Here is a 16,588-nt window from a genome sequence, read left to right on the forward strand (position 1 = left end):
ACGCCGTATGTGACGCCAGAGATGATCCAGAACGCGCCGACCGGCGTCCCGTGGTCGATCATCCCCTTCCCGAAGGCGACCAGCACGCAGAAGCTCGCCGAGCAGACGAACATCTGCTGGCGGGCCACCTCCGCGGTCGACGCCATCTGCAACCAGCCCCTGCGCGCCACCCTGGACATCGAAGAGGATGTCGGCCCGGACGCGCGCATCACCGTCCGCAATGGCTTCGCAGCCATGCAGGCGTCGCGGTGGCCGGTCGTGCAGCTGCTCGGCGGCCAGGTCTCGCCCTCCACGCTGCCGCCGCTGTGGAGGGCCATCCCCGCCACGGCGATGCGCACCCGTACCCAGCTCCTCGGTGTCTACGGCACGACCGCACCCAGCGCGGCCGGCACGGGCCCGTCGGAGATCGACATCGCCAGCAACTATGTCAACTGGGGCAACGGGCGCGAGGGGATGCGGCTGCAGGTCGCCTACCTCAACGGCTGGGCGCACGCCGGTCTGACCACCGCCGTCACGGCCGGCGCCACCACCGTGCAGGTCGACGACGTCACCGCGTTCGCCGGCGCCTCGGCGATGATCTACGACGGCGCCAACACCGAGGTCGTGAAGGTCACCAGCGTCACGGCGAGCGCCCCGCAGACCATCTTCTCCGAGACGACCCCGGTCACCGTCCAAACCGGCCCGGGGACCCTCACGCTGTCCGCGCCCGCGGCTTTCGCCCACGCCGCCGGGGTGGTGGTCTCGGCGATGCCGCAGGACATCTCCTGGGCGACCATCCTGCTCGCGGCCGCGCAAGTTCTGGACTCCGGCGCCTCGGCGATCACCATGCAGCACGTCACGGGCACCCTGACCTCCAGCACCGGCGGCGCCCGGGACCTTCGCGAGCAGGCCAAGGAGATCCTGGCCGTCTACCGGCGGGTGATCTGATGCCGCTCAACACCGTGCAGCAGTACGTCCGCGGGGTCCTCGACGGCATCGCCATCCCCGGCCAGACCCAGACGCTGCCGGCCTACGTCCAGGCCCCGCCGCTGGTCCCGCTGGACGGCCCGGTCGCGATCGTGTGGGGCGGGCGCATGCGGCAGAAGCGGCAGAGTATGCCCCGCGGCGCCGGTTTCCAGCAGCTGGAGTGGCAGGTCGACGTCTACCTCTCCTACGAGACCAGCACGGACACCGACCTCGAGCCCACTGTGGACCAGGAGTTTCCGCTCATCGTGGACGCGGCCATGCAGGCGCTGCGCACCACGACGATGCCGGTCACGATCACCGACCCGACAACCCACCAGGCCTCCCAGATCCTCAGCGTCGGCGAGAACATGTCGCTGGAGTACCCGCCCGAGCGGGCGCCCGCGACGCTGCGCCTGGCCTACTACACCTGCCAGCTCACCACGACGATCATGGAGGTGATCCAGGCATGAGCGGGATCCGTATCGTCAAGATCGGCCCGGAGTGGGACGGCGACCTGGCCCTGCATCGCTGGCACTGGGCGCGCACCGCCAGCCGCTGGACCGGCGAGGTCGGCCCGAAGCTGCGAGACAAGCTCGTCGAGGCCGCCCCCGCCAAGCCCGAGTGGGACCACCCCGAGCGGGGAGCCCCGGGCCGGCTCAAGGCCTCCATCACCCAGCAGCGCGCCGGCGAGGCCGTGCTGGAGTTCCACGCCCACACCCCGTACGCGCGTTTCGTCGTCTCCGGCACCACCGCGCACGGCATCCGCCCGGTCGCCGCCCGCTGGCTGCACTGGGTGGACCCGCGCGGCGTGCACTTCCGCAAGCGCGTGCGGCACCCCGGCGCCACGGCAAACCCATTCCCCGAGCGGGTACTCACCGAGCAGCGGGGCATGGTGGTCGACGAGATGCGCACCGCCGTCGAAGACACATTCAGGAGGTAGGTAGATGCGCGGCCGATACACCGGAACGCTGCCCGTAGCGTTCGAGGCGCCCGTGGGGGCGCAGGGCTTGGGCGACGAGTTCGACCTCCCGCCCGGGCGCGAGACCGCGTTCCTGCAACACGGTCACGTCGAGCCCGCCGACGAGGAGGCGCAGGCCTTCTACGCGGCCATGACCGAACCGGAGCCCGAACCGGAGCCCGAACCCGCCAAGAAGAACCCGCCCCGCAAGGGCACCCAGGCCAAATAGGAGGTTTTTGCCGTTCCCCACGATCACTGAGCGTCCCGGGTCCCTCTCCGCTGTCGGGTGGGCCAAGGAAACGACTTTCGGTACCATCGCCGCCGCCACCGCGTTCGTCCCCAACACCAGCTGCAGCCTCGAGGCCGAGCCCGGTTGGTTCAGCCCGCAGACGATGCAGGGCACGCGCGACGCACAGGTGTTCAACCTCTACGGCGAGCAGAAGTTCAGCGGTTCGATCGAGGGCCCGCTCTTCCCCACCATGGGGATCCCGCTGCTCGTGGGGTCGATCGGCACGGACGCCGTCACCGGTACCGCGGCGCCCTACACCCACACCATCAGCCAGGCGAACACGCTGCCGTCGTTCACCATCGAGAAGAACATCGGTGGTGCGCAGTCCCTGCAGTTCGCTGGGTGCCGGCTGGGTAAGTACACGCTCAAGTGCCCCGCCGGCAACGAGGCGGTCTCTTTCACGGCGGAGGTGTCCGCGCAGAAGGCCTCCGTGCTGGCCATCCCGACGGCCGTCACGACGACCAACGAAGCGCCGTTCGTGTTCGCCGAGGCCACGCTCAGCCTCTTCGGTAACGCCCGTGCCGAGGCGAAGAACGTTCAGATCGACATCGACAACGGTCTCAAGGAGACCTACACCTATTCGGGTAACCACGGGCCCAGCTTCATCACCCCGGCCAGCCTCAAGGTCTCCGGTTCGTTCGACGTGGTGTTCTCCTCGCTCAACGACCCGATCTACGGCGACTGGACCACGATGATGAACGGCACGCTCGGCGCGCTCAGCCTCACCATCGCGCACCCCACCGCCGGTACCGGCAGCGTCGCGATCAGCCTGCCGCAGATCACGCTGTCCAAGTACAAGAACGACATCAAGATGGGCGACGTGATCGTGTCCTCGGTCAACTTCGAGGCGAGCAAGCCGCTCACCGGCGCCAACCAGTACACCATCCAGGCAGTGGTCATCAACTCCCAGACCGCCGCCTACTGAGAAACCCAGCCCCTCCAAGGAGAAACACATGGCATTCGAGGACCACTACAACGGCGTCGAGCGCATCGACATCGGCTACGGCTACTGGATCGACGTCAAGGCCTGCATGTCCTACGACGACCAGAACGCCGCCGAGAAGCTGCTCCACCGCGTCAAGGGCACCATGGGCGAGGACGGCAAGATGAAGACCGTCGTCGATCCGGACGTCGAAAGCGCGCGGTTCGAACGAGTCGTGCGGTCCATCGTGGACTGGAACCTCGACGAGAAGGACGGCAGCATCTGGGTGCTGGCACCGGATCACGCCAAGCGCAAGAACATCAAGCGCCTGCCCGCCACGGTGTTCAACAAGGTCTACGACCGGATCGAGGTGCTCAACCGCACCGATCAGGAGGAGCGCGCCAACTTTCGCGGTCAGCTTGTCAGCGGCACTGAGGATGGGGACGGCGGGGCCACCGAGCCTGCAGAAGTTCCTGCGTGAGCACCTCTTCTGGGAGAAGCTCGGCATCCCCGCCCAGCCTCTGGGGGAGCGGCCGTGGAAGGAAGTCCGTGACTACGAAGTGATCATCAGCGCGGTGAACGCCGAGGAAAGCGCCCGCCTGCAGCGGTAAGGAGTTTGTGGCTTTCGAGGATGTCGCGACGCTGTTGATCCGGCTGGAAGCCGAGGACAACGCCACAGGCAAGATCGACCGCGAGAAGCGCGCGATCGAGGAACTGTCCAACGCCATCGACCGGCACAACGCCGAAACCGCTGCCGCGTCGGAGGCCGCCTACCAGTTCGTCCACGACCTGGACAACCTCGACCAGGCCGCCAAGACCTCGGCGGAGGACTGGTGGAACTACAACGGCGGCCTGCGACAGACCGACACCGCGACGAAAGAAGCGGCGCAAGCGGTCCGCACGACCACCACGGAGCTGGACAAGCTCAACCGCATGATGCGGGAGGTCGACCCCACCACCGGGCAGTTCCGGGGTGGGCTCGGCCTCGCGCGCACCGAGGCGGACCGCATCGCCCGCTCGATGCAGTCCTTCGAGGAGGAGATGCGCCGCGCCGACCCCGCGGTGGGCTCCTTCACCGGCTCGCTCGGGCTGTCGGCCAGCCAGGTCGAGCGCCTGTCGCAACGGCTGGAGTCCGCCAACTCCGAGGTCAACAAGCTCAGCCGGCTGATGCGCGAGGTCGATCCCTCGGCGGGGCAGTTCCGGGGCAGCCTCGCCCTCACGCGCACCGAGGCCGACAAGCTCGCCACCGAGATGGTCAAGCTCGAGGAGGACATGCGCCATGCCGACTCGGCTGCGGGCTCCTTCACTGGCTCGCTGGGGCTGTCGGCGTCGGCGGTGGACCGTCTCGTCAAGGGCTTCCGCGCCGCCGACAACGCCACCGGCTCCTTCAAGGGCACGCTGGGCCTGACGAAGAGGGAGGTCGACGACCTCACCGGCGCGAGCATGCGCACCGGTGCGGCCGCGGAGAACTTCGCCCGCATGATGCGGGAGGTCGATCCCACCGTGGGAGCCTTCAAGGGCACGCTGAACCTGACGCGCTCCGAGGCCGACCGTCTCGGCAAGGCAATTGCGGCCACCGGCGAGGAAACCAAGAAGTACAGCGCCTGGACCGACGAGGCGACGAAGAAGACGAACGTTCTGGGCGGGGCCGCGCACTTCCTCGCCAACATGATCATCGGTCTGCACCGCGGTTACCTGGATCTGCATTTCGGCGGATCGAGCGTCCTGCAGCTGTTCGACGGCCTGCACAAGACCACGCGCCTGCTGGCCGAGGACGGGTTCCAGCCACTGAAAAACCTGGCTCAGGCTTCGGTGCACAGCTGGTCGGAGTTCTCCTCAGCGCTGGCCGATGTCGGGAAGCGGTTCGGCCCGCTGATCTCCGGCATCCAGGCCGTCGGCGAGTCGCTGATGGGCTTCCTGCAGATGGTCGGGCAGATCGTGGTCGGGGTCGGCGTGCTCGGGTCCGCCATGAGCTACGCGGCGGGCCTCGTCGCGGTCGGATCTCTTGGGCTGCTGCAGTTTGGCGCGGCTGGCATCTTCGTCATGGGCATCTTGACGATGATGCACAAGCAGCTGTCCAAGGCTTTTCAGCCCGTGGTCAACGAGCTGCAGAACGCCTTGATGCCCACTTTCGACAAGGCGATCAACCAGGTCATCCTGCCGCTGCTCAACACCCTGCTGCCCGCCTTGAAGAGCGGTTTCATCGACATCGCCGACGCCGTGTTCTCCGGTGCCGCGGGCTTCCAGGAATGGATCAAGACCGGTGGCGGGCTCGGTGTCATCTCCGACTTCATCCACGGCATCGCCACCATGATCCGCGAGGCCACGCCCGGCATCGGCGCGATGGTCGAGGGCTTCCTGCGGATGACGGCCAACGTCAACACCTGGCGGCAGCTCGGCGACATCGTCACCGTCGTCGGGCAGGGCCTGGGGCAGCTGTTCGACGAGCTCAACAACACCGGCCTCTACACGCAAGGACTCAGCGCGCTGCGGGCGTTGCTCTACTCGCTGATGCCCGCGTTCAACCAGCTGGTCGAGGGCGTGACGAAGGCTTTCATCGCCGGAACGCCCGGGGTGCAGGCATTTTTCGATTCGCTGTCGACGGCGTTTTCCGAAATCGACTGGACGCTGGTGGGGCGCACGTTCGGCGATGTCGCGGCGTTCTTCGGAAAACTGCTGGAAGTCGGGGCGCCGGTGATCAATTTGATCATGCAGTTCACGCAGCAGCTGGCGCAGGCGCTGACGCCCGTGCTCGCGGCGCTGCAGCCCTACATTCAGACGATCGCGACGGAGATCGGTCAAGCGTTGACGCAAGCGTTGCAGATCTTGGCGCCGATGTTGCCCGGGCTGGCGCAGGCCTTCGGCGCCTTCTTGCAGGCGATCATCCCGGTCGCGCTGTCGATGCTACCCGCCTTGACCAGCGCGTTCGCCTTCCTGATCCCGACGCTCATCCGCCTGATGCCGGTCATCCTGATGCTGGTCGCGGAGTTCCAGATGTCCTCGGGCGCGTTCGAGGGCCTGGCGATCATGATCATCGGCTCCATCGCCGCCATCGTCCAGGCACTCACCGGCGACCTCTCCGGCGCGGTGAAGACCGGGGCACAAGCCATGGTGGTCGGGGCACGGACCATGGGCACTTCGTGGCAGGAGGGCATGCAGACCATGAAGCTCGCCACGGAGACGAACTGGAACGCCATCGCCGACCAGGTACAGCAGGCCGGGCTGGCGGCGCAGCGCAGCGTCAACCAGACGATGAACGGGATGTCGGGCGCGGTCGACTCCGGTACAGGCCGGATTCGTGAGCGTGCCTCAAGCGTCCTCGGCAGGGATGTCCCCGCCTTCGCCCGCGCCGGGTTCGACGACGCGAACCGCAACGCCAGCGACGGCATGGACGGGATGTTGTGGTCGGTCATCGACGGCACCGGCACGATCCAGGGTGTGTTCAGTGGCCTGCCGAAAAAGATGCAGGATGCGTTGGGCGACCCCAACTTCCTCGAGGGCGTCGGCGAAAGCATCATCGACGGCCTCGTCACCGGCATCAAGGTGAAGGCCATGAGCGCGCTCACCAGCACGCTGCAGTGGGTGACCGATCTCATCCCCATCTGGAAGGGACCCGCCGAGAAGGACCGCGTGCTGCTGCACGGAACCGGCCAGCTGATCATGCAGGGGCTCACCAACGGCCTCGCCGAAGGGGCGCAAGGCGTGCGGTCGTTCCTGCAGAGCTTCACCACGGAGGTGTCCGGGAGCATGAACGGCACCCTGACCGCCACCGGCTCGTTCGTGGCGACCCCGGTGATCCGCGGCAACGCCGGGACCGCGGTGACCGTCGCTCCGGTGTTTCAGGGCAACCACCTGATGTCGGAGCGCGACATGGACATTTTCCTGCAGAAGATGGGCCCGGCGCTGGTGCGGATGCTCCAGCAGGGCGGCGTCTACGTGAGGGCGTGAGCGATGACCGTACCGATCCCGAGCCTGTCGCTCACCATCACACCGCCTGGCGGGTCCACTGTGGACTACACGCAGTACCTGGCGTACAACGGTGCCTTCCAACAGATGACGATCAACCAGAACTTCGGCCGCCAGGGCGACACGGCCGTAATCCCGCTGGTCGACGAGTACACCACCACCCCGCACGTGATGGTGCCGGTGATGAGCCGGATCACGCTGCGGGACAACCACCTCGGCCTGACCCTGTTCGCCGGGGTGGTCAACGACCCGAAGCTGACCCCGAGCGCGCCCAACCGCAACGAGTGGCTGCTGGGCTGCACCGACTACACCTACTACGCCGACAACTCCCGGCCGGTCTACGGCCCCTATTTCAACGGCTACACCGCCGACCAGGTGGTCATCGCGCTGACGCAGCAAGCCAACTGCGGCATCACCGCGGCCCCGGTCTCCGCCGGCGGTTTCGTCGCCCCCGCCATCCAGCTGCCCTCCGTCGCGATCAACTACCAGTCGCTGTCCTCGGCGTGGCGGCTGCTCGCCCGGCAGGCCAGCCAGGTCACCCCGTACGGCTGGTACGTGGACGAGAACCTGCAGCTGCACTTCTACGACTCCACCACCGCACAGAACAGCGGCGCCACCTTCACCACCAGCCCGACCGTCGGCGGGTCGACCACCGAAGGCCACATCGTGATGGACAACATGTTCAACTACGAGTGGGACGGCACCAGCGTGCACAACCTGATCCTGGTGCAGGGCGCCGCGGAGACCATCCACGCTGTGTCCAACCTGGCGCCGACCGACACCTGGCGCGGCGACGGCGTGACCTCGGCGTGGCCGCTGCGCTACGTCTTCGCCGGTGTGCAGCGCTTCACCGTCAACGGCGCCCAGACACTGGTTACCCAACTGCACCCCGGCGAGCCGCCCAACGGCCAGTCCAACTGGTACGTCGCGCAGAACGCCAACGGCGCCTGGTTCCTCACCGCGACGACGCCGCCGCCGGCCGGGAGCACGATCAAGTTCTGGTACAACTACCAGGTCCCGGTGATCGCGCAGGCCCAGGACACGCAGAGCCAGGCGCTCTACAACGGACCCAACGGCGGCGTGTTCGGTAAGTACATCTCCGACCAGAGCCTCTCAACCGCAAGCATGGCGCTGGAGCGGGCGCAGCGCGAGCGCATCGAGTTCGCCTTCGCCGCGGAAAGGGTCACGTTCACCACGTCACCGGACTGGGTCGGCTGGGTCCGTAGTGGACAGGTCTTCCACATGAACAACCAGTTCGTCCCGGACTCGCAGAACAACTACAGCTGGGGACTCAATGCCGCGTTCCTGGCCACCCAGAACCGCATCACCTTCACTCAAGGCGGATACCGCACCATGCAGCTCACAGGAATCAGGATCTGATGGCACTGACATCCGGCGTCGGCCGCGCCCAGTCTCTGGTCGACGTGCTGCGCAGCATGAACGACCAGTCGCAGGCGCCGATCGACCAGACCGTGCAGGGCCTCGGCCAGCTCGCCCAGGCCGACGAGCAGATCACCGTCGCCGACCAGGTCACCACCACCGTGCTGGCCACGCCGGGCTGGGACAACGGGACGTGGGGAGCCACGACATGGAGCTGACCGACACGCTGCGGTTGCGCGGCCGCCTGCGCCTGCTGGTCCTCGACGAGGACAACCGCGTGGTGGACGAGCGCGAAGGCGACAACGTCATCTGCACCACCGGCTACACCGCGCTCGCCGCGGCCCTGGTGTGGTCCGGCGTCCAGGACCAGGCCACCAACCTCGGCGTGACCAACCCGACCTACCTGGCCCCGCTCTACGGCGCGGTCGGCTCCGGAGCCGGGACCCCCGCCAAGGCCGACACCGCGCTGTTCAGCGAGCTGGGCCGCCAGGTGGTCGGCGCCGGCGCCGCGTCCCCGGCCACCGCGTCCATCGCCGCGCAGGCGACCTGGCTGTTCTACTTCCCGTCCCCGACGACTACGTGGACGGTGACCGAGGCCGGGCTCTTCGCGGGCGCCACCGCCACGGCCGGTTCCGGCTCGATGATCGACCACTGGGCCTTCACACCCTCGGTGACGATCTCGACGACCAACGCACTCATCCTGCAGGTCTCCCTGCTGCTGGGCCCCTAGGAGGTTCATGGCCACACCGACATGGCTCGCCGCCACAGCCGGGCAGCCCACCAAGGCCGGGCAGATCAACCAGTTCCTCGGCACCCACTCGGTCCAATTCCTCTACAGCGCCACGCAGACGGTCGCGCAGGCCACCGCGGGCACCGGCGGCGTGAACACCAACGGCCTCTACATCGCGCAGTCCTTCACCACGCCGTCGAACCAGACTCAGATCGGCTGGATCGGGATCAACGCGACGGTGACCGGCACGCCCGCCCCGCTGACCGTGACCGTGCAGACCAACAACGCCGGCGCCCCGTCGGGCACGGTCCTGGCCACCACGCTGATACCGGCGGAGTTCCTCACCGGCACCCCGGGCAACATCCCCATCCCGCTGCCCTGCACCGTCACGGCGTCCACCACGTACTGGGTTGTCGCCCAGGCCGTCGGCGACGCCAGCAACTATTTCACCTGGTACAAGTCCAACCAGACCTCGGGCGCGAGCACGTCGGCCAACGGCACCACCTGGTCCGCGCAAACCTACGGGCTGCTCTACAACGTCCACGACCAGTCCAGCGTGCCGCCACTGCTGTTCACCTACGAGGACAACGGCGCGCGGTGGACCGAGTGGGTCTTCCACACCAACGGCCAGTTCTACATCCTCGCCGAGTTCACCCAGGGACAGACACCGACCGGGTACACGACCTCGCTGCGGACTCTCAACTACACCAACGGTCTGCTGACCTCGATCACCTAGGAGGTTTTTGGCCTCGACCTATGAAGCGATGATGCTGGCGCTGACGCTCAACCCGAAGCCGTACGCCCGCTACGCGCTCTTGGGGGCAAGCACCGTCGCGCTGACCGCGAACGGCGACACGCTGATGCAGTTCCCCTCGGCCATCCAGACCGACCCCAACGTCACGCCGGGCGGGAGCGGGAACACGTACTTCACGCTCACGCCGGGCACGTGGTGGATCTCCTCGAGCGTGCGGGTGTCCGCCAACACCTCGATGATCCAGTACATCGCCACCGGAAACACCCCCAACGAGAGCAACAGCCTGGCGTCGGGATCCTGCAGCAACTTCGTCGCCGTCGGCGCGTCGGAGCTCGTCGAGTTCTCCACCGCCACCCAGGTCTGCTCCATGATCTGGTCCAACACCGCCGTCAACGCCGTGGCCTACGGCTCGCCCACCCTCGGCCTGACCCACATCTCCTTCTTGAAGGTCTCATGACCTGGCAGGCAGCGCACAACGGATTCCCCGGCGACTACTCCGCGGCCGACGCCAGCGCGCAGATCAACCAGTTCCTCGGCACGCACCCGTCCAGCGAGGTGTGGCACGGCACCCGGATCGTCGACTGTGCCGCATGGAACGAACTGCAGCAGTGGGGATCGTTGTCCGCGCAGGACATCTCACAGCCGTTCGTCCTCCCGGCAGGGTCGACGTCGATCGGGCGCATCATGTTGCCCGTCACACCGATCGGTAAGGGCGACGACCTGCTGGTCTCCCTGTGGACCGACAACGCCGGAGTACCGGGGACGCAGCTCGCGAGCACCGTCGTACCCGCCAAATGGTTCACCGCCCAAGCCGCCATCGCGGCCAACGGCGGTTTGGTCGGCGCCACGTCCCCGCTACAGACCTCCCTGGTCAACTGCCTGCGCCCCGGCTACCTGGTCTACCAGAACTGGAGGCCGCCGGCGACGAGTCCGAACGGGTACGCGATCAGCGGTGCCGCACTGTCCGTCGGCAATTTCGGTGTCGTGATCGGAGGATTCGACTCCTCCACCAACAACAACGTGTCCACGGTCTACAGCATCCAGTATCTGGGAAACGGTGCGCTCGGTGCGCCCATCCCGCAGACGAGCCTGCCGCAAGCCCTCTCGAACCTCTGCGCCGCCGCCACGGCCGACGGGACGATCATCGTCGCCGGCGGCCGGGCGACATCCGCCGTCAGCTCCATGACGGCGACGGTCTTCGCTTCGCAGTTGAACGCCAACGCGGGGTCGGTAGGGTCCTGGTCGACACAGACGTCTCTGCCCGCACCGCGCGACAGCGGCGCCCTCGTGTCCTGGGGGCAGTTCGTCTACTACATCGGTGGCCTCGACACGACAGGCACCAGCCAGGCCACCGTCTACTGGGCTCAGGTCCAGAATGGACAGGTCGGCGCCTGGAAGACCGGTCCGTCGCTCCCCGGTCCTCTCGACTCCATGGCGGCCGGTGTCGTCGATGGGCAGATCATCGTCACGGCGGGCAACAACAGCGTGGCCGGTGTCAAGAACACCACCACCTACATCGCCCCTCTCAACTCCGACGGCAGCGTCGTCGGCTGGTTCAACGCCTCGGCCCCGCTGCCCGCTGCCGTGTCCAGCGTGTCCGGCGTCGCACTGCCGGGAGTGGGCCTGGTGTTCTCCGGCGGTCTGAACTCCGCCGCCGGGTTTGACACGACGCTGCACAGCTTGACGGTCTCGCCGACCACTGGCGTCAGCGTCGTCAAGACGAGCGTTGCCACCGGCTCCGGGCAGTACGGGTACCCGCTGGTCGCGTTTCAGCGGGGTGACGGAAACTGGGACACCTTCACGCTGTTCTCCAACGCCGTGTGGTGGGTGACCTACTTCCACACGCCCGACATCCCTATTCCGTTGCCTGTCACGGGTTTGACGGGGGGCGCGACGTATCACGTCATGCTCCAGCAACGCGGCCAGGACCCCAACAACTATCTGACGTTCGACCTGTCGTACTCGTCGCTGTCGACGATCCTGACCTCCAACCGCTGGGCCTACTCGTGGGCAAACGCGGGCAACGGGTTCTCCCTGCCGATCGAGGTGTGGGACAACTCGGTGCCCGGCGACGTGCCGAGGCTTCACGGTCTCTGGGAGGACAGCGACAGCCGCGCGACCGCACTCCAGATCGCCAACGGCGGCAACGGCCGGCTCATCGGCGCGGTCGACGCCGTGCAGATCGGGCCGACGCTGATGAACGCCAACTCCACGTTCGAAACCGGGATCGCGAACTGGGGACCCATCACCGGCGGTACGGCCGCGTGGTCGAGCACCGTCGCGCACAGCGGCACTCACTCCATGCAGCTCACACCCGACGGGGTGTCGATCTACACCGCGGCGGAGTGCGAGCCCGAGCCCGTCACCCCGGGGGAGTTCATCACCGCGAAGGCGTGGGCCTACTTCACCAACGCGGTCACCAACCACTACGTGATCGTGCTCTACTGGTGGGGTGCCACCGGGTCGCATTTGTACGGCAGCGTCGGGCCCTACTTCTCCGCGTCGGCGGCGACGTGGACCCAGGCATCGTTCAGCGCGGTGGTCCCGCAGGGCGCGGCCTACGCCAGCATGCACATCAAGCTCGACGGCACACCCGCGGCCTCGCAGATCTGGTACATCGACGACGCCACGCTGACACGCGCGGTACCGAAAGTCCAAGGCGGAGCCTGGTCCTACACCTACGACTCTCTCGGTAACGTCACTGGGGTAAACCAATTTTAGGAGGTTTCTGGACACCGGCAACATCCCCGCCCACGACCAGAAGGTCAGCCACAGCTACACCATCCACTACCCCGAGCACGAGCCACGGGCGCACGACCCGCACAAGCACGACTTCGACGAGTACAAGAAGCGGCGCCGCGAGAATGGTACGTACCACTGCGACTTCGCCGCCGAGCACCGCGGTGGGGACACCTCCGAGTGCGACCTGACCAAGCCGCTGGAGTGCCACCACGCGCACGTCGAGTTCGCCCTCAAGAACGGCGTCGACCTCGCCCTGCTGGAGGCCGACTTCCCCGGCATCTCCACCCAGGACATCGGCGCCTGGATCAACAGTGACGCCAACCTCACGCTTTTGTGCGTGGCTCACCACCGCGGCCACGGCGGCGTGCACACCGCCACAGCGGCGGATTTCGAGGGCGCGAAGTACGTCCGCGGACTGATCCGCTGACGCGAGGGGAGGTTGGTGTCCGAACACGACGACGGGACGAGCAACACCGTGATCACGCTGATCAACAGCTGGCTCGCCCGCATAGAGTCCAAATTGGATAATCTGGCCAGCACGAAGGCCGACAAGAGCGAAGTCGACGCACTGCGCAAGGACCTCAACGACCACGGCGAGCGGCTCAACGCCCTGCACCGCCAGGTCGACCACCAGACCCTCTCGGAGCAGGAGAAGGCCGACGAGCGCCGCTACAAGCTGCCGGTGAAGCTCAACCTCTGGCTCATCGGGCTCACGATCGTGCTCGTCGTCGCCACGGTGGTCCTGGTGGTGAAAGGATGAACATCAACGACCGCATCGCCATGTGGCTGACCAAGGTCTTCGGCACCATGTGGATGACCTACGCCTTCGCGGTGTACGGCACCCTCGGCGCGATCTTCACCGACGCGCAGCCGGTCCTGCTCTACTGGTCCAACTGGGTGCAGCTCTGGAGCCTGCCGCTGCTGCTGGTGGGCACGACGGTCATCAACCGCGCCGCCGAGCAACGGGCTGAGCAGCGCGCCCAGGAGACACACGACGCCGTCATGGAAGAGCTGCGCCTTGTGCGTGAGGAAAACGAGGGACTCAAGACGCTGATGCAGCTGCTCAGCCCCGACCACACCGGAGGTCTGTGACCACGTTTCGCTACCTGAAAGAACTCTCCACCAACCCCTACCGGCTCGGCCGCCACCAGGTGCACGACGCCCTGGTCCCCGAGCGCGACGCCCACCGGCACCTGCGGCACTGGTTCGACGACATCCGCTCGGTGACCCACCGCGAGATCGCCCCCGTCTTCGACCAGGGCCGGACCGGCTCCTGCACCGCCAACGCCGCCTTGGGCTGCCTGGTCACCGAGCCTTTCGCCACGGGCGTGATCTACACCGAGGCCGACGCCGTGGCGCTGTACGAGCTGGAGACCAAGCTCGACGACTCCCAGATCCCCGGCGAGTACCCGCCCGACGACACCGGCTCGACCGGGCCGTGGTCGATGCAGGCGCTCGAGCAGCAGGGCAAGATCAAGAGCTTCGTGCACACCCGCTCGTCGCACCTGGCGCTGCGGCTGCTCAACCACGGCCCCCTCTCGCTGGGCGTGCCGTGGTTGACCAGCATGTTCACGGTCGACGACACCAACACCATCGTCGTCAACCCCACGTCCGGGCTCGCCGGCGGCCACCAGGTCTGCGTCGTGGGCAACGACGTGGACGGCCAGCGCGTCCTGATCCGCAACTCCTGGGGCGCCGGGTGGGGCGAGGACGGCCACGCCTGGCTCACCTGGTCGGCCCTGGACTACCTCCTGCACGAGGGCGGCGACGTCGTCCAGCCGGTGGTGTGACGTGCGCACCGCCTACGACGCGATCAACTCCCTCGTCCCGAACATCCCCACCGATGCCCAGATCGTCTGCGGCTACGTGAGCCCGTCCTCGTTCGCGTGGTCGGACGCGGACTGGGCCCGCTTCCCGCGCTCGGTGAAGGTGCGCATCACGCCGTCGGCCGCGCGCACCGGGCTCGGCATCCACGTCCTCGACGTCGAGCAGTACGACGCCACCCCCGGCGAGGCTCCCGGCTGGGCGGCCGCGCAACGCGCGCTGGGACAGACCCCGACCATCTACTGCTCGCAGTCAGCGTGGCAGAGCGTCCAGGACGCCTTCACCGCAGCGCACGTCGCCCAGCCCGAGTACTGGATCGCCGCCTACCCCGGCGGTGGCCAGGTGCTGCCGACCCTCAACGGCATCACCGCCGTCGCGCATCAGTGGTCCAGCGACGGCATCTACGACCGCTCGATCGTCGCCGACCACTGGCCCGGCGTCGACACCCAAGGAGGAGCAGATATGCAGCTGACCGACACGTTCGTCGACTGGGCGGGCAATGCGCAGACCGTCCAGTCGTGGATGGACCACGTCGACCAGAGGATCGCCGAGCTCCACGCCGCGCTGCTCGCCCTGCAGCCCTCGCGCATCCCCGGCGACACCAACTCCACGACCCCCGTCGACGCGATCATGGACACCGTCGCCACCGTTCGCGACGGAGCCAAGGGGCTGCCCGCCGTCGCGAACGCCGTCAAGGCCATCACCGCCCCGACGGTCGACGTCGCCACCCTCGCCACCGCACTCAAGGACACCCTCGCGCCCGACATCGTCAAGGCGCTCGGACAGAAACTGGTGAACTGATCATGAACCTCAAGGCCTTCCTCAGCTCGTTCAAGACCCCGGCCGGCATCGTGTCGGTGCTCTCGACCCTGGTCGCCGTCCTCGGCACCGCCGGCATCCTGTCCACGGGACTGTCCGGCGCGCTGCAGGCCGCGCTCACCGCGGTCCTCGGTGTGATCACCGCCACCGGCCACACCGTCGCCGTCACCGCGCTCGCCCGTCGCGCTGCTGCCAAGCACCTGCCGGTCGAGTAACCTTTCCCTGACTGGCCGCCGTACTCGCATTCCGGCGGCTGTCCGGCCCCCGCGCTCCCTGGTCCTGGTCGTCCAGGTTGAGCGCGGGGGCCTTTTTTGCGTCTCCACCTGCGGATCTACCGGAAAGTGTCGGTGCCTGGGTTAGTGTTGTCCACGTACGACCCGAAGCGAAGCCCCACGGTTACTTCACCTGTTTTGGAACTGGTTACAACACCGTAGGGCGTACGGATCTCGGGTCGCACCTAAGAATGCGAATGCGGATAAATCAATATCGATAGCTTCGACAACCCGAAGCGAATGGCTACGGATACTTCAATTGGCAGACTGTCCGACGCCGCGTTCCGCATGATCCCGCTCATCGAAGCGGGCGTGGACGCCAACTGGCCATTCTGAGACAGGGGAAAGCACCGACGCCCCGGCTCTGCACGAGAGAGCCGGGGCGTCGGTGTGTCCGCGTCAGAGAACTTCGATGGTGTTGTCGACCGCTTCTTCCATCATCGACGCCAGGGCGATGATCCCCGACCCGATGTTTGCTGCCTCCTGAAACGTGTGCTGCGCCGCAATCACGGCCGGGTGCGTCATGCCCTGAGTGAGCGAGCAGAAGCTGGCCGATCCCTGCATGAAGCCATCGCCCACCACGATGGTCGGTAGCGCTTGCACCTGGTCGTTGATCTGCTGTAGCGCTGCCTTCAACTGTGCGACGTTGTCCATTCTCCCGGCGTGCTACTTACTCTTCTTGGAGTCGTCGGGCTTCACATGGCTGGGCGCGTTGAGGAACACATTGCCCTTATCCTCGATGCGCCGCTTGATCTCCTCGACCTCCTGCGGCGTCGGCTTCCCCGCCTGCTTGTCGTCCTCGGCCATCTCTCTTCTCCCCTTGGTTGTTCCTACAGCTCGAGCAATGCCGCGCGCACCCTGTGCAGCAGGGCCAAAGGCGGCCGCCGCGGTTCGGGCACACGTGGCTGTTCCACGGCGGCTATCACTTCGGTGGGCTGTTCCACGACGGCTATCAGTTCGGTGAGCTGTTGCTCGGCCATCCACTGG

The 16,588-nt window shown here is 67.0% G+C and carries 22 protein-coding genes; 18 read left to right on the forward strand and 4 right to left on the reverse strand.

The features are described 5' to 3' along the window. Positions 1–21 precede the first annotated feature (21 nt). The 6 genes from ORV05_RS04965 to ORV05_RS04990 are packed head-to-tail and all read left to right on the forward strand — an operon-like array spanning position 22 to position 3,595. On the forward strand, positions 22–927 hold the full coding sequence (locus ORV05_RS04965; protein ID WP_268757270.1) for a hypothetical protein: 906 nt from the start codon (positions 22–24) through the stop codon (positions 925–927). Beyond that, the gene (locus tag ORV05_RS04970) at positions 927–1,415 is read left to right on the forward strand and encodes a hypothetical protein (protein ID WP_268757271.1); all 489 of its coding nucleotides are present in this window, start codon (positions 927–929) and stop codon (positions 1,413–1,415) included. Before ORV05_RS04965 ends, ORV05_RS04970 begins: the two co-directional genes overlap by 1 nt. Next, positions 1,412–1,885 (forward strand): HK97 gp10 family phage protein, encoded by a 474-nt coding sequence (locus ORV05_RS04975; protein WP_268757273.1) that lies wholly within the window; start codon positions 1,412–1,414, stop codon positions 1,883–1,885. The genes ORV05_RS04970 and ORV05_RS04975 overlap by 4 nt, the downstream gene beginning before the upstream one ends. Positions 1,886–1,889: 4 nt before the next feature. Continuing rightward, positions 1,890–2,132, forward strand: a complete 243-nt coding sequence (locus tag ORV05_RS04980) for a hypothetical protein (RefSeq protein ID WP_268757274.1) — start codon at positions 1,890–1,892, stop codon at positions 2,130–2,132. Between the two features lie 7 nt (positions 2,133–2,139). Continuing rightward, positions 2,140–3,117, forward strand: coding sequence for a phage tail tube protein (locus ORV05_RS04985; protein ID WP_268757275.1), 978 nt, complete (start codon positions 2,140–2,142; stop codon positions 3,115–3,117). Between the two features lie 28 nt (positions 3,118–3,145). Beyond that, complete coding sequence (locus ORV05_RS04990) at positions 3,146–3,595, forward strand: hypothetical protein (RefSeq protein WP_268757276.1); 450 nt, start codon at positions 3,146–3,148, stop codon at positions 3,593–3,595. An 86-nt stretch (positions 3,596–3,681) separates the two neighbouring features. Here the strand turns inward: ORV05_RS04990 and ORV05_RS04995 are convergent, their stop codons facing one another. Next, positions 3,682–3,900, reverse strand: a complete 219-nt coding sequence (locus ORV05_RS04995; protein ID WP_268757277.1) for a hypothetical protein — start codon at positions 3,898–3,900, stop codon at positions 3,682–3,684. Positions 3,901–4,047: 147 nt separating this feature from the next. On the opposite strand from ORV05_RS04995, the gene ORV05_RS05000 reads away from it, so the two are divergent. From ORV05_RS05000 to ORV05_RS05030, 7 genes are read left to right on the forward strand one after another with little or no spacing between them, the layout of a single operon-like run. Next, on the forward strand, positions 4,048–7,062 hold the full coding sequence (locus ORV05_RS05000) for a phage tail protein (RefSeq protein ID WP_268757278.1): 3,015 nt from the start codon (positions 4,048–4,050) through the stop codon (positions 7,060–7,062). Between the two features lie 3 nt (positions 7,063–7,065). After that, positions 7,066–8,460 carry a hypothetical protein gene (locus tag ORV05_RS05005; protein ID WP_268757279.1) on the forward strand — a complete coding sequence of 465 codons (1,395 nt, stop codon included), beginning with the start codon at positions 7,066–7,068 and terminating at the stop codon, positions 8,458–8,460. Beyond that, positions 8,460–8,678 (forward strand): hypothetical protein, encoded by a 219-nt coding sequence (locus ORV05_RS05010; protein WP_268757280.1) that lies wholly within the window; start codon positions 8,460–8,462, stop codon positions 8,676–8,678. Before ORV05_RS05005 ends, ORV05_RS05010 begins: the two co-directional genes overlap by 1 nt. Next, the gene (locus ORV05_RS05015; RefSeq protein ID WP_268757281.1) at positions 8,669–9,190 is read left to right on the forward strand and encodes a hypothetical protein; all 522 of its coding nucleotides are present in this window, start codon (positions 8,669–8,671) and stop codon (positions 9,188–9,190) included. The genes ORV05_RS05010 and ORV05_RS05015 overlap by 10 nt, the downstream gene beginning before the upstream one ends. 7 nt (positions 9,191–9,197) lie before the next feature. Further along, positions 9,198–9,926: a choice-of-anchor R domain-containing protein gene (locus ORV05_RS05020; protein ID WP_268757282.1), complete on the forward strand. Its 729-nt coding sequence runs from the start codon at positions 9,198–9,200 to the stop codon at positions 9,924–9,926. A gap of 7 nt (positions 9,927–9,933) precedes the next feature. After that, positions 9,934–10,401 (forward strand): hypothetical protein, encoded by a 468-nt coding sequence (locus ORV05_RS05025; RefSeq protein WP_268757283.1) that lies wholly within the window; start codon positions 9,934–9,936, stop codon positions 10,399–10,401. Then, positions 10,398–12,665, forward strand: coding sequence for a Kelch repeat-containing protein (locus tag ORV05_RS05030; protein WP_268757284.1), 2,268 nt, complete (start codon positions 10,398–10,400; stop codon positions 12,663–12,665). The genes ORV05_RS05025 and ORV05_RS05030 overlap by 4 nt, the downstream gene beginning before the upstream one ends. Here the strand turns inward: ORV05_RS05030 and ORV05_RS05035 are convergent. Continuing rightward, positions 12,643–13,044 (reverse strand): hypothetical protein, encoded by a 402-nt coding sequence (locus tag ORV05_RS05035; protein WP_268757285.1) that lies wholly within the window; start codon positions 13,042–13,044, stop codon positions 12,643–12,645. The genes ORV05_RS05030 and ORV05_RS05035 overlap by 23 nt on opposite strands. An 84-nt stretch (positions 13,045–13,128) precedes the next feature. Here ORV05_RS05035 and ORV05_RS05040 point away from each other — a divergent pair, with 84 nt between their 5' ends. Genes ORV05_RS05040 through ORV05_RS05060 form a run of 5 tightly spaced genes read left to right on the forward strand, consistent with a single transcriptional unit; the run spans position 13,129 to position 15,544 of the window. Further along, positions 13,129–13,446, forward strand: a complete 318-nt coding sequence (locus ORV05_RS05040; protein ID WP_268757286.1) for a hypothetical protein — start codon at positions 13,129–13,131, stop codon at positions 13,444–13,446. Continuing rightward, positions 13,443–13,778 carry a hypothetical protein gene (locus ORV05_RS05045; RefSeq protein WP_268757287.1) on the forward strand — a complete coding sequence of 112 codons (336 nt, stop codon included), beginning with the start codon at positions 13,443–13,445 and terminating at the stop codon, positions 13,776–13,778. The genes ORV05_RS05040 and ORV05_RS05045 overlap by 4 nt, the downstream gene beginning before the upstream one ends. Next, positions 13,775–14,476 carry a C1 family peptidase gene (locus ORV05_RS05050; RefSeq protein ID WP_268757288.1) on the forward strand — a complete coding sequence of 234 codons (702 nt, stop codon included), beginning with the start codon at positions 13,775–13,777 and terminating at the stop codon, positions 14,474–14,476. Before ORV05_RS05045 ends, ORV05_RS05050 begins: the two co-directional genes overlap by 4 nt. Position 14,477: 1 nt before the next feature. After that, positions 14,478–15,311, forward strand: a complete 834-nt coding sequence (locus tag ORV05_RS05055) for a hypothetical protein (protein ID WP_268757289.1) — start codon at positions 14,478–14,480, stop codon at positions 15,309–15,311. Positions 15,312–15,313: 2 nt separating this feature from the next. Beyond that, entirely contained in the window at positions 15,314–15,544 is a 231-nt protein-coding gene (locus ORV05_RS05060; RefSeq protein ID WP_268757290.1) for a hypothetical protein, read from the forward strand. Positions 15,545–16,000: 456 nt separating this feature from the next. Here ORV05_RS05060 and ORV05_RS05065 read toward each other — a convergent pair whose 3' ends face one another. Together ORV05_RS05065 and ORV05_RS05070 are read right to left on the reverse strand one after the other, a co-directional pair. After that, positions 16,001–16,255: a hypothetical protein gene (locus ORV05_RS05065; RefSeq protein ID WP_268757291.1), complete on the reverse strand. Its 255-nt coding sequence runs from the start codon at positions 16,253–16,255 to the stop codon at positions 16,001–16,003. A 12-nt stretch (positions 16,256–16,267) separates the two neighbouring features. Then, on the reverse strand, positions 16,268–16,408 hold the full coding sequence (locus ORV05_RS05070) for a hypothetical protein (RefSeq protein WP_268757292.1): 141 nt from the start codon (positions 16,406–16,408) through the stop codon (positions 16,268–16,270). Positions 16,409–16,588: the final 180 nt, after the last annotated feature.

The sequence above is a fragment of the Amycolatopsis cynarae genome (assembly GCF_026802195.1).
GTDB lineage: Bacteria > Actinomycetota > Actinomycetes > Mycobacteriales > Pseudonocardiaceae > Amycolatopsis_E > Amycolatopsis_E rhizosphaerae.

Bases quoted from the DNA above. Each gene is read 5' to 3' on its own strand.
- ORV05_RS04965 (WP_268757270.1), top strand. From the start codon at position 22: ATGATCCAGAACGCGCCGACCGGCGTCCCGTGGTCGATCATCCCCTTC.
- ORV05_RS04970 (WP_268757271.1), top strand. From the start codon at position 927: ATGCCGCTCAACACCGTGCAGCAGTACGTCCGCGGGGTCCTCGACGGC.
- ORV05_RS04975 (WP_268757273.1), top strand. From the start codon at position 1,412: ATGAGCGGGATCCGTATCGTCAAGATCGGCCCGGAGTGGGACGGCGAC.
- ORV05_RS04980 (WP_268757274.1), top strand. From the start codon at position 1,890: ATGCGCGGCCGATACACCGGAACGCTGCCCGTAGCGTTCGAGGCGCCC.
- ORV05_RS04990 (WP_268757276.1), top strand. From the start codon at position 3,146: ATGGCATTCGAGGACCACTACAACGGCGTCGAGCGCATCGACATCGGC.
- ORV05_RS05000 (WP_268757278.1), top strand. From the start codon at position 4,048: ATGATGCGGGAGGTCGACCCCACCACCGGGCAGTTCCGGGGTGGGCTC.
- ORV05_RS05005 (WP_268757279.1), top strand. From the start codon at position 7,066: ATGACCGTACCGATCCCGAGCCTGTCGCTCACCATCACACCGCCTGGC.
- ORV05_RS05010 (WP_268757280.1), top strand. From the start codon at position 8,460: ATGGCACTGACATCCGGCGTCGGCCGCGCCCAGTCTCTGGTCGACGTG.
- ORV05_RS05015 (WP_268757281.1), top strand. From the start codon at position 8,669: ATGGAGCTGACCGACACGCTGCGGTTGCGCGGCCGCCTGCGCCTGCTG.
- ORV05_RS05020 (WP_268757282.1), top strand. From the start codon at position 9,198: ATGGCCACACCGACATGGCTCGCCGCCACAGCCGGGCAGCCCACCAAG.
- ORV05_RS05030 (WP_268757284.1), top strand. From the start codon at position 10,398: ATGACCTGGCAGGCAGCGCACAACGGATTCCCCGGCGACTACTCCGCG.
- ORV05_RS05045 (WP_268757287.1), top strand. From the start codon at position 13,443: ATGAACATCAACGACCGCATCGCCATGTGGCTGACCAAGGTCTTCGGC.
- ORV05_RS05060 (WP_268757290.1), top strand. From the start codon at position 15,314: ATGAACCTCAAGGCCTTCCTCAGCTCGTTCAAGACCCCGGCCGGCATC.
- ORV05_RS05065 (WP_268757291.1), bottom strand. From the start codon at position 16,255: ATGGACAACGTCGCACAGTTGAAGGCAGCGCTACAGCAGATCAACGAC.
- ORV05_RS05070 (WP_268757292.1), bottom strand. From the start codon at position 16,408: ATGGCCGAGGACGACAAGCAGGCGGGGAAGCCGACGCCGCAGGAGGTC.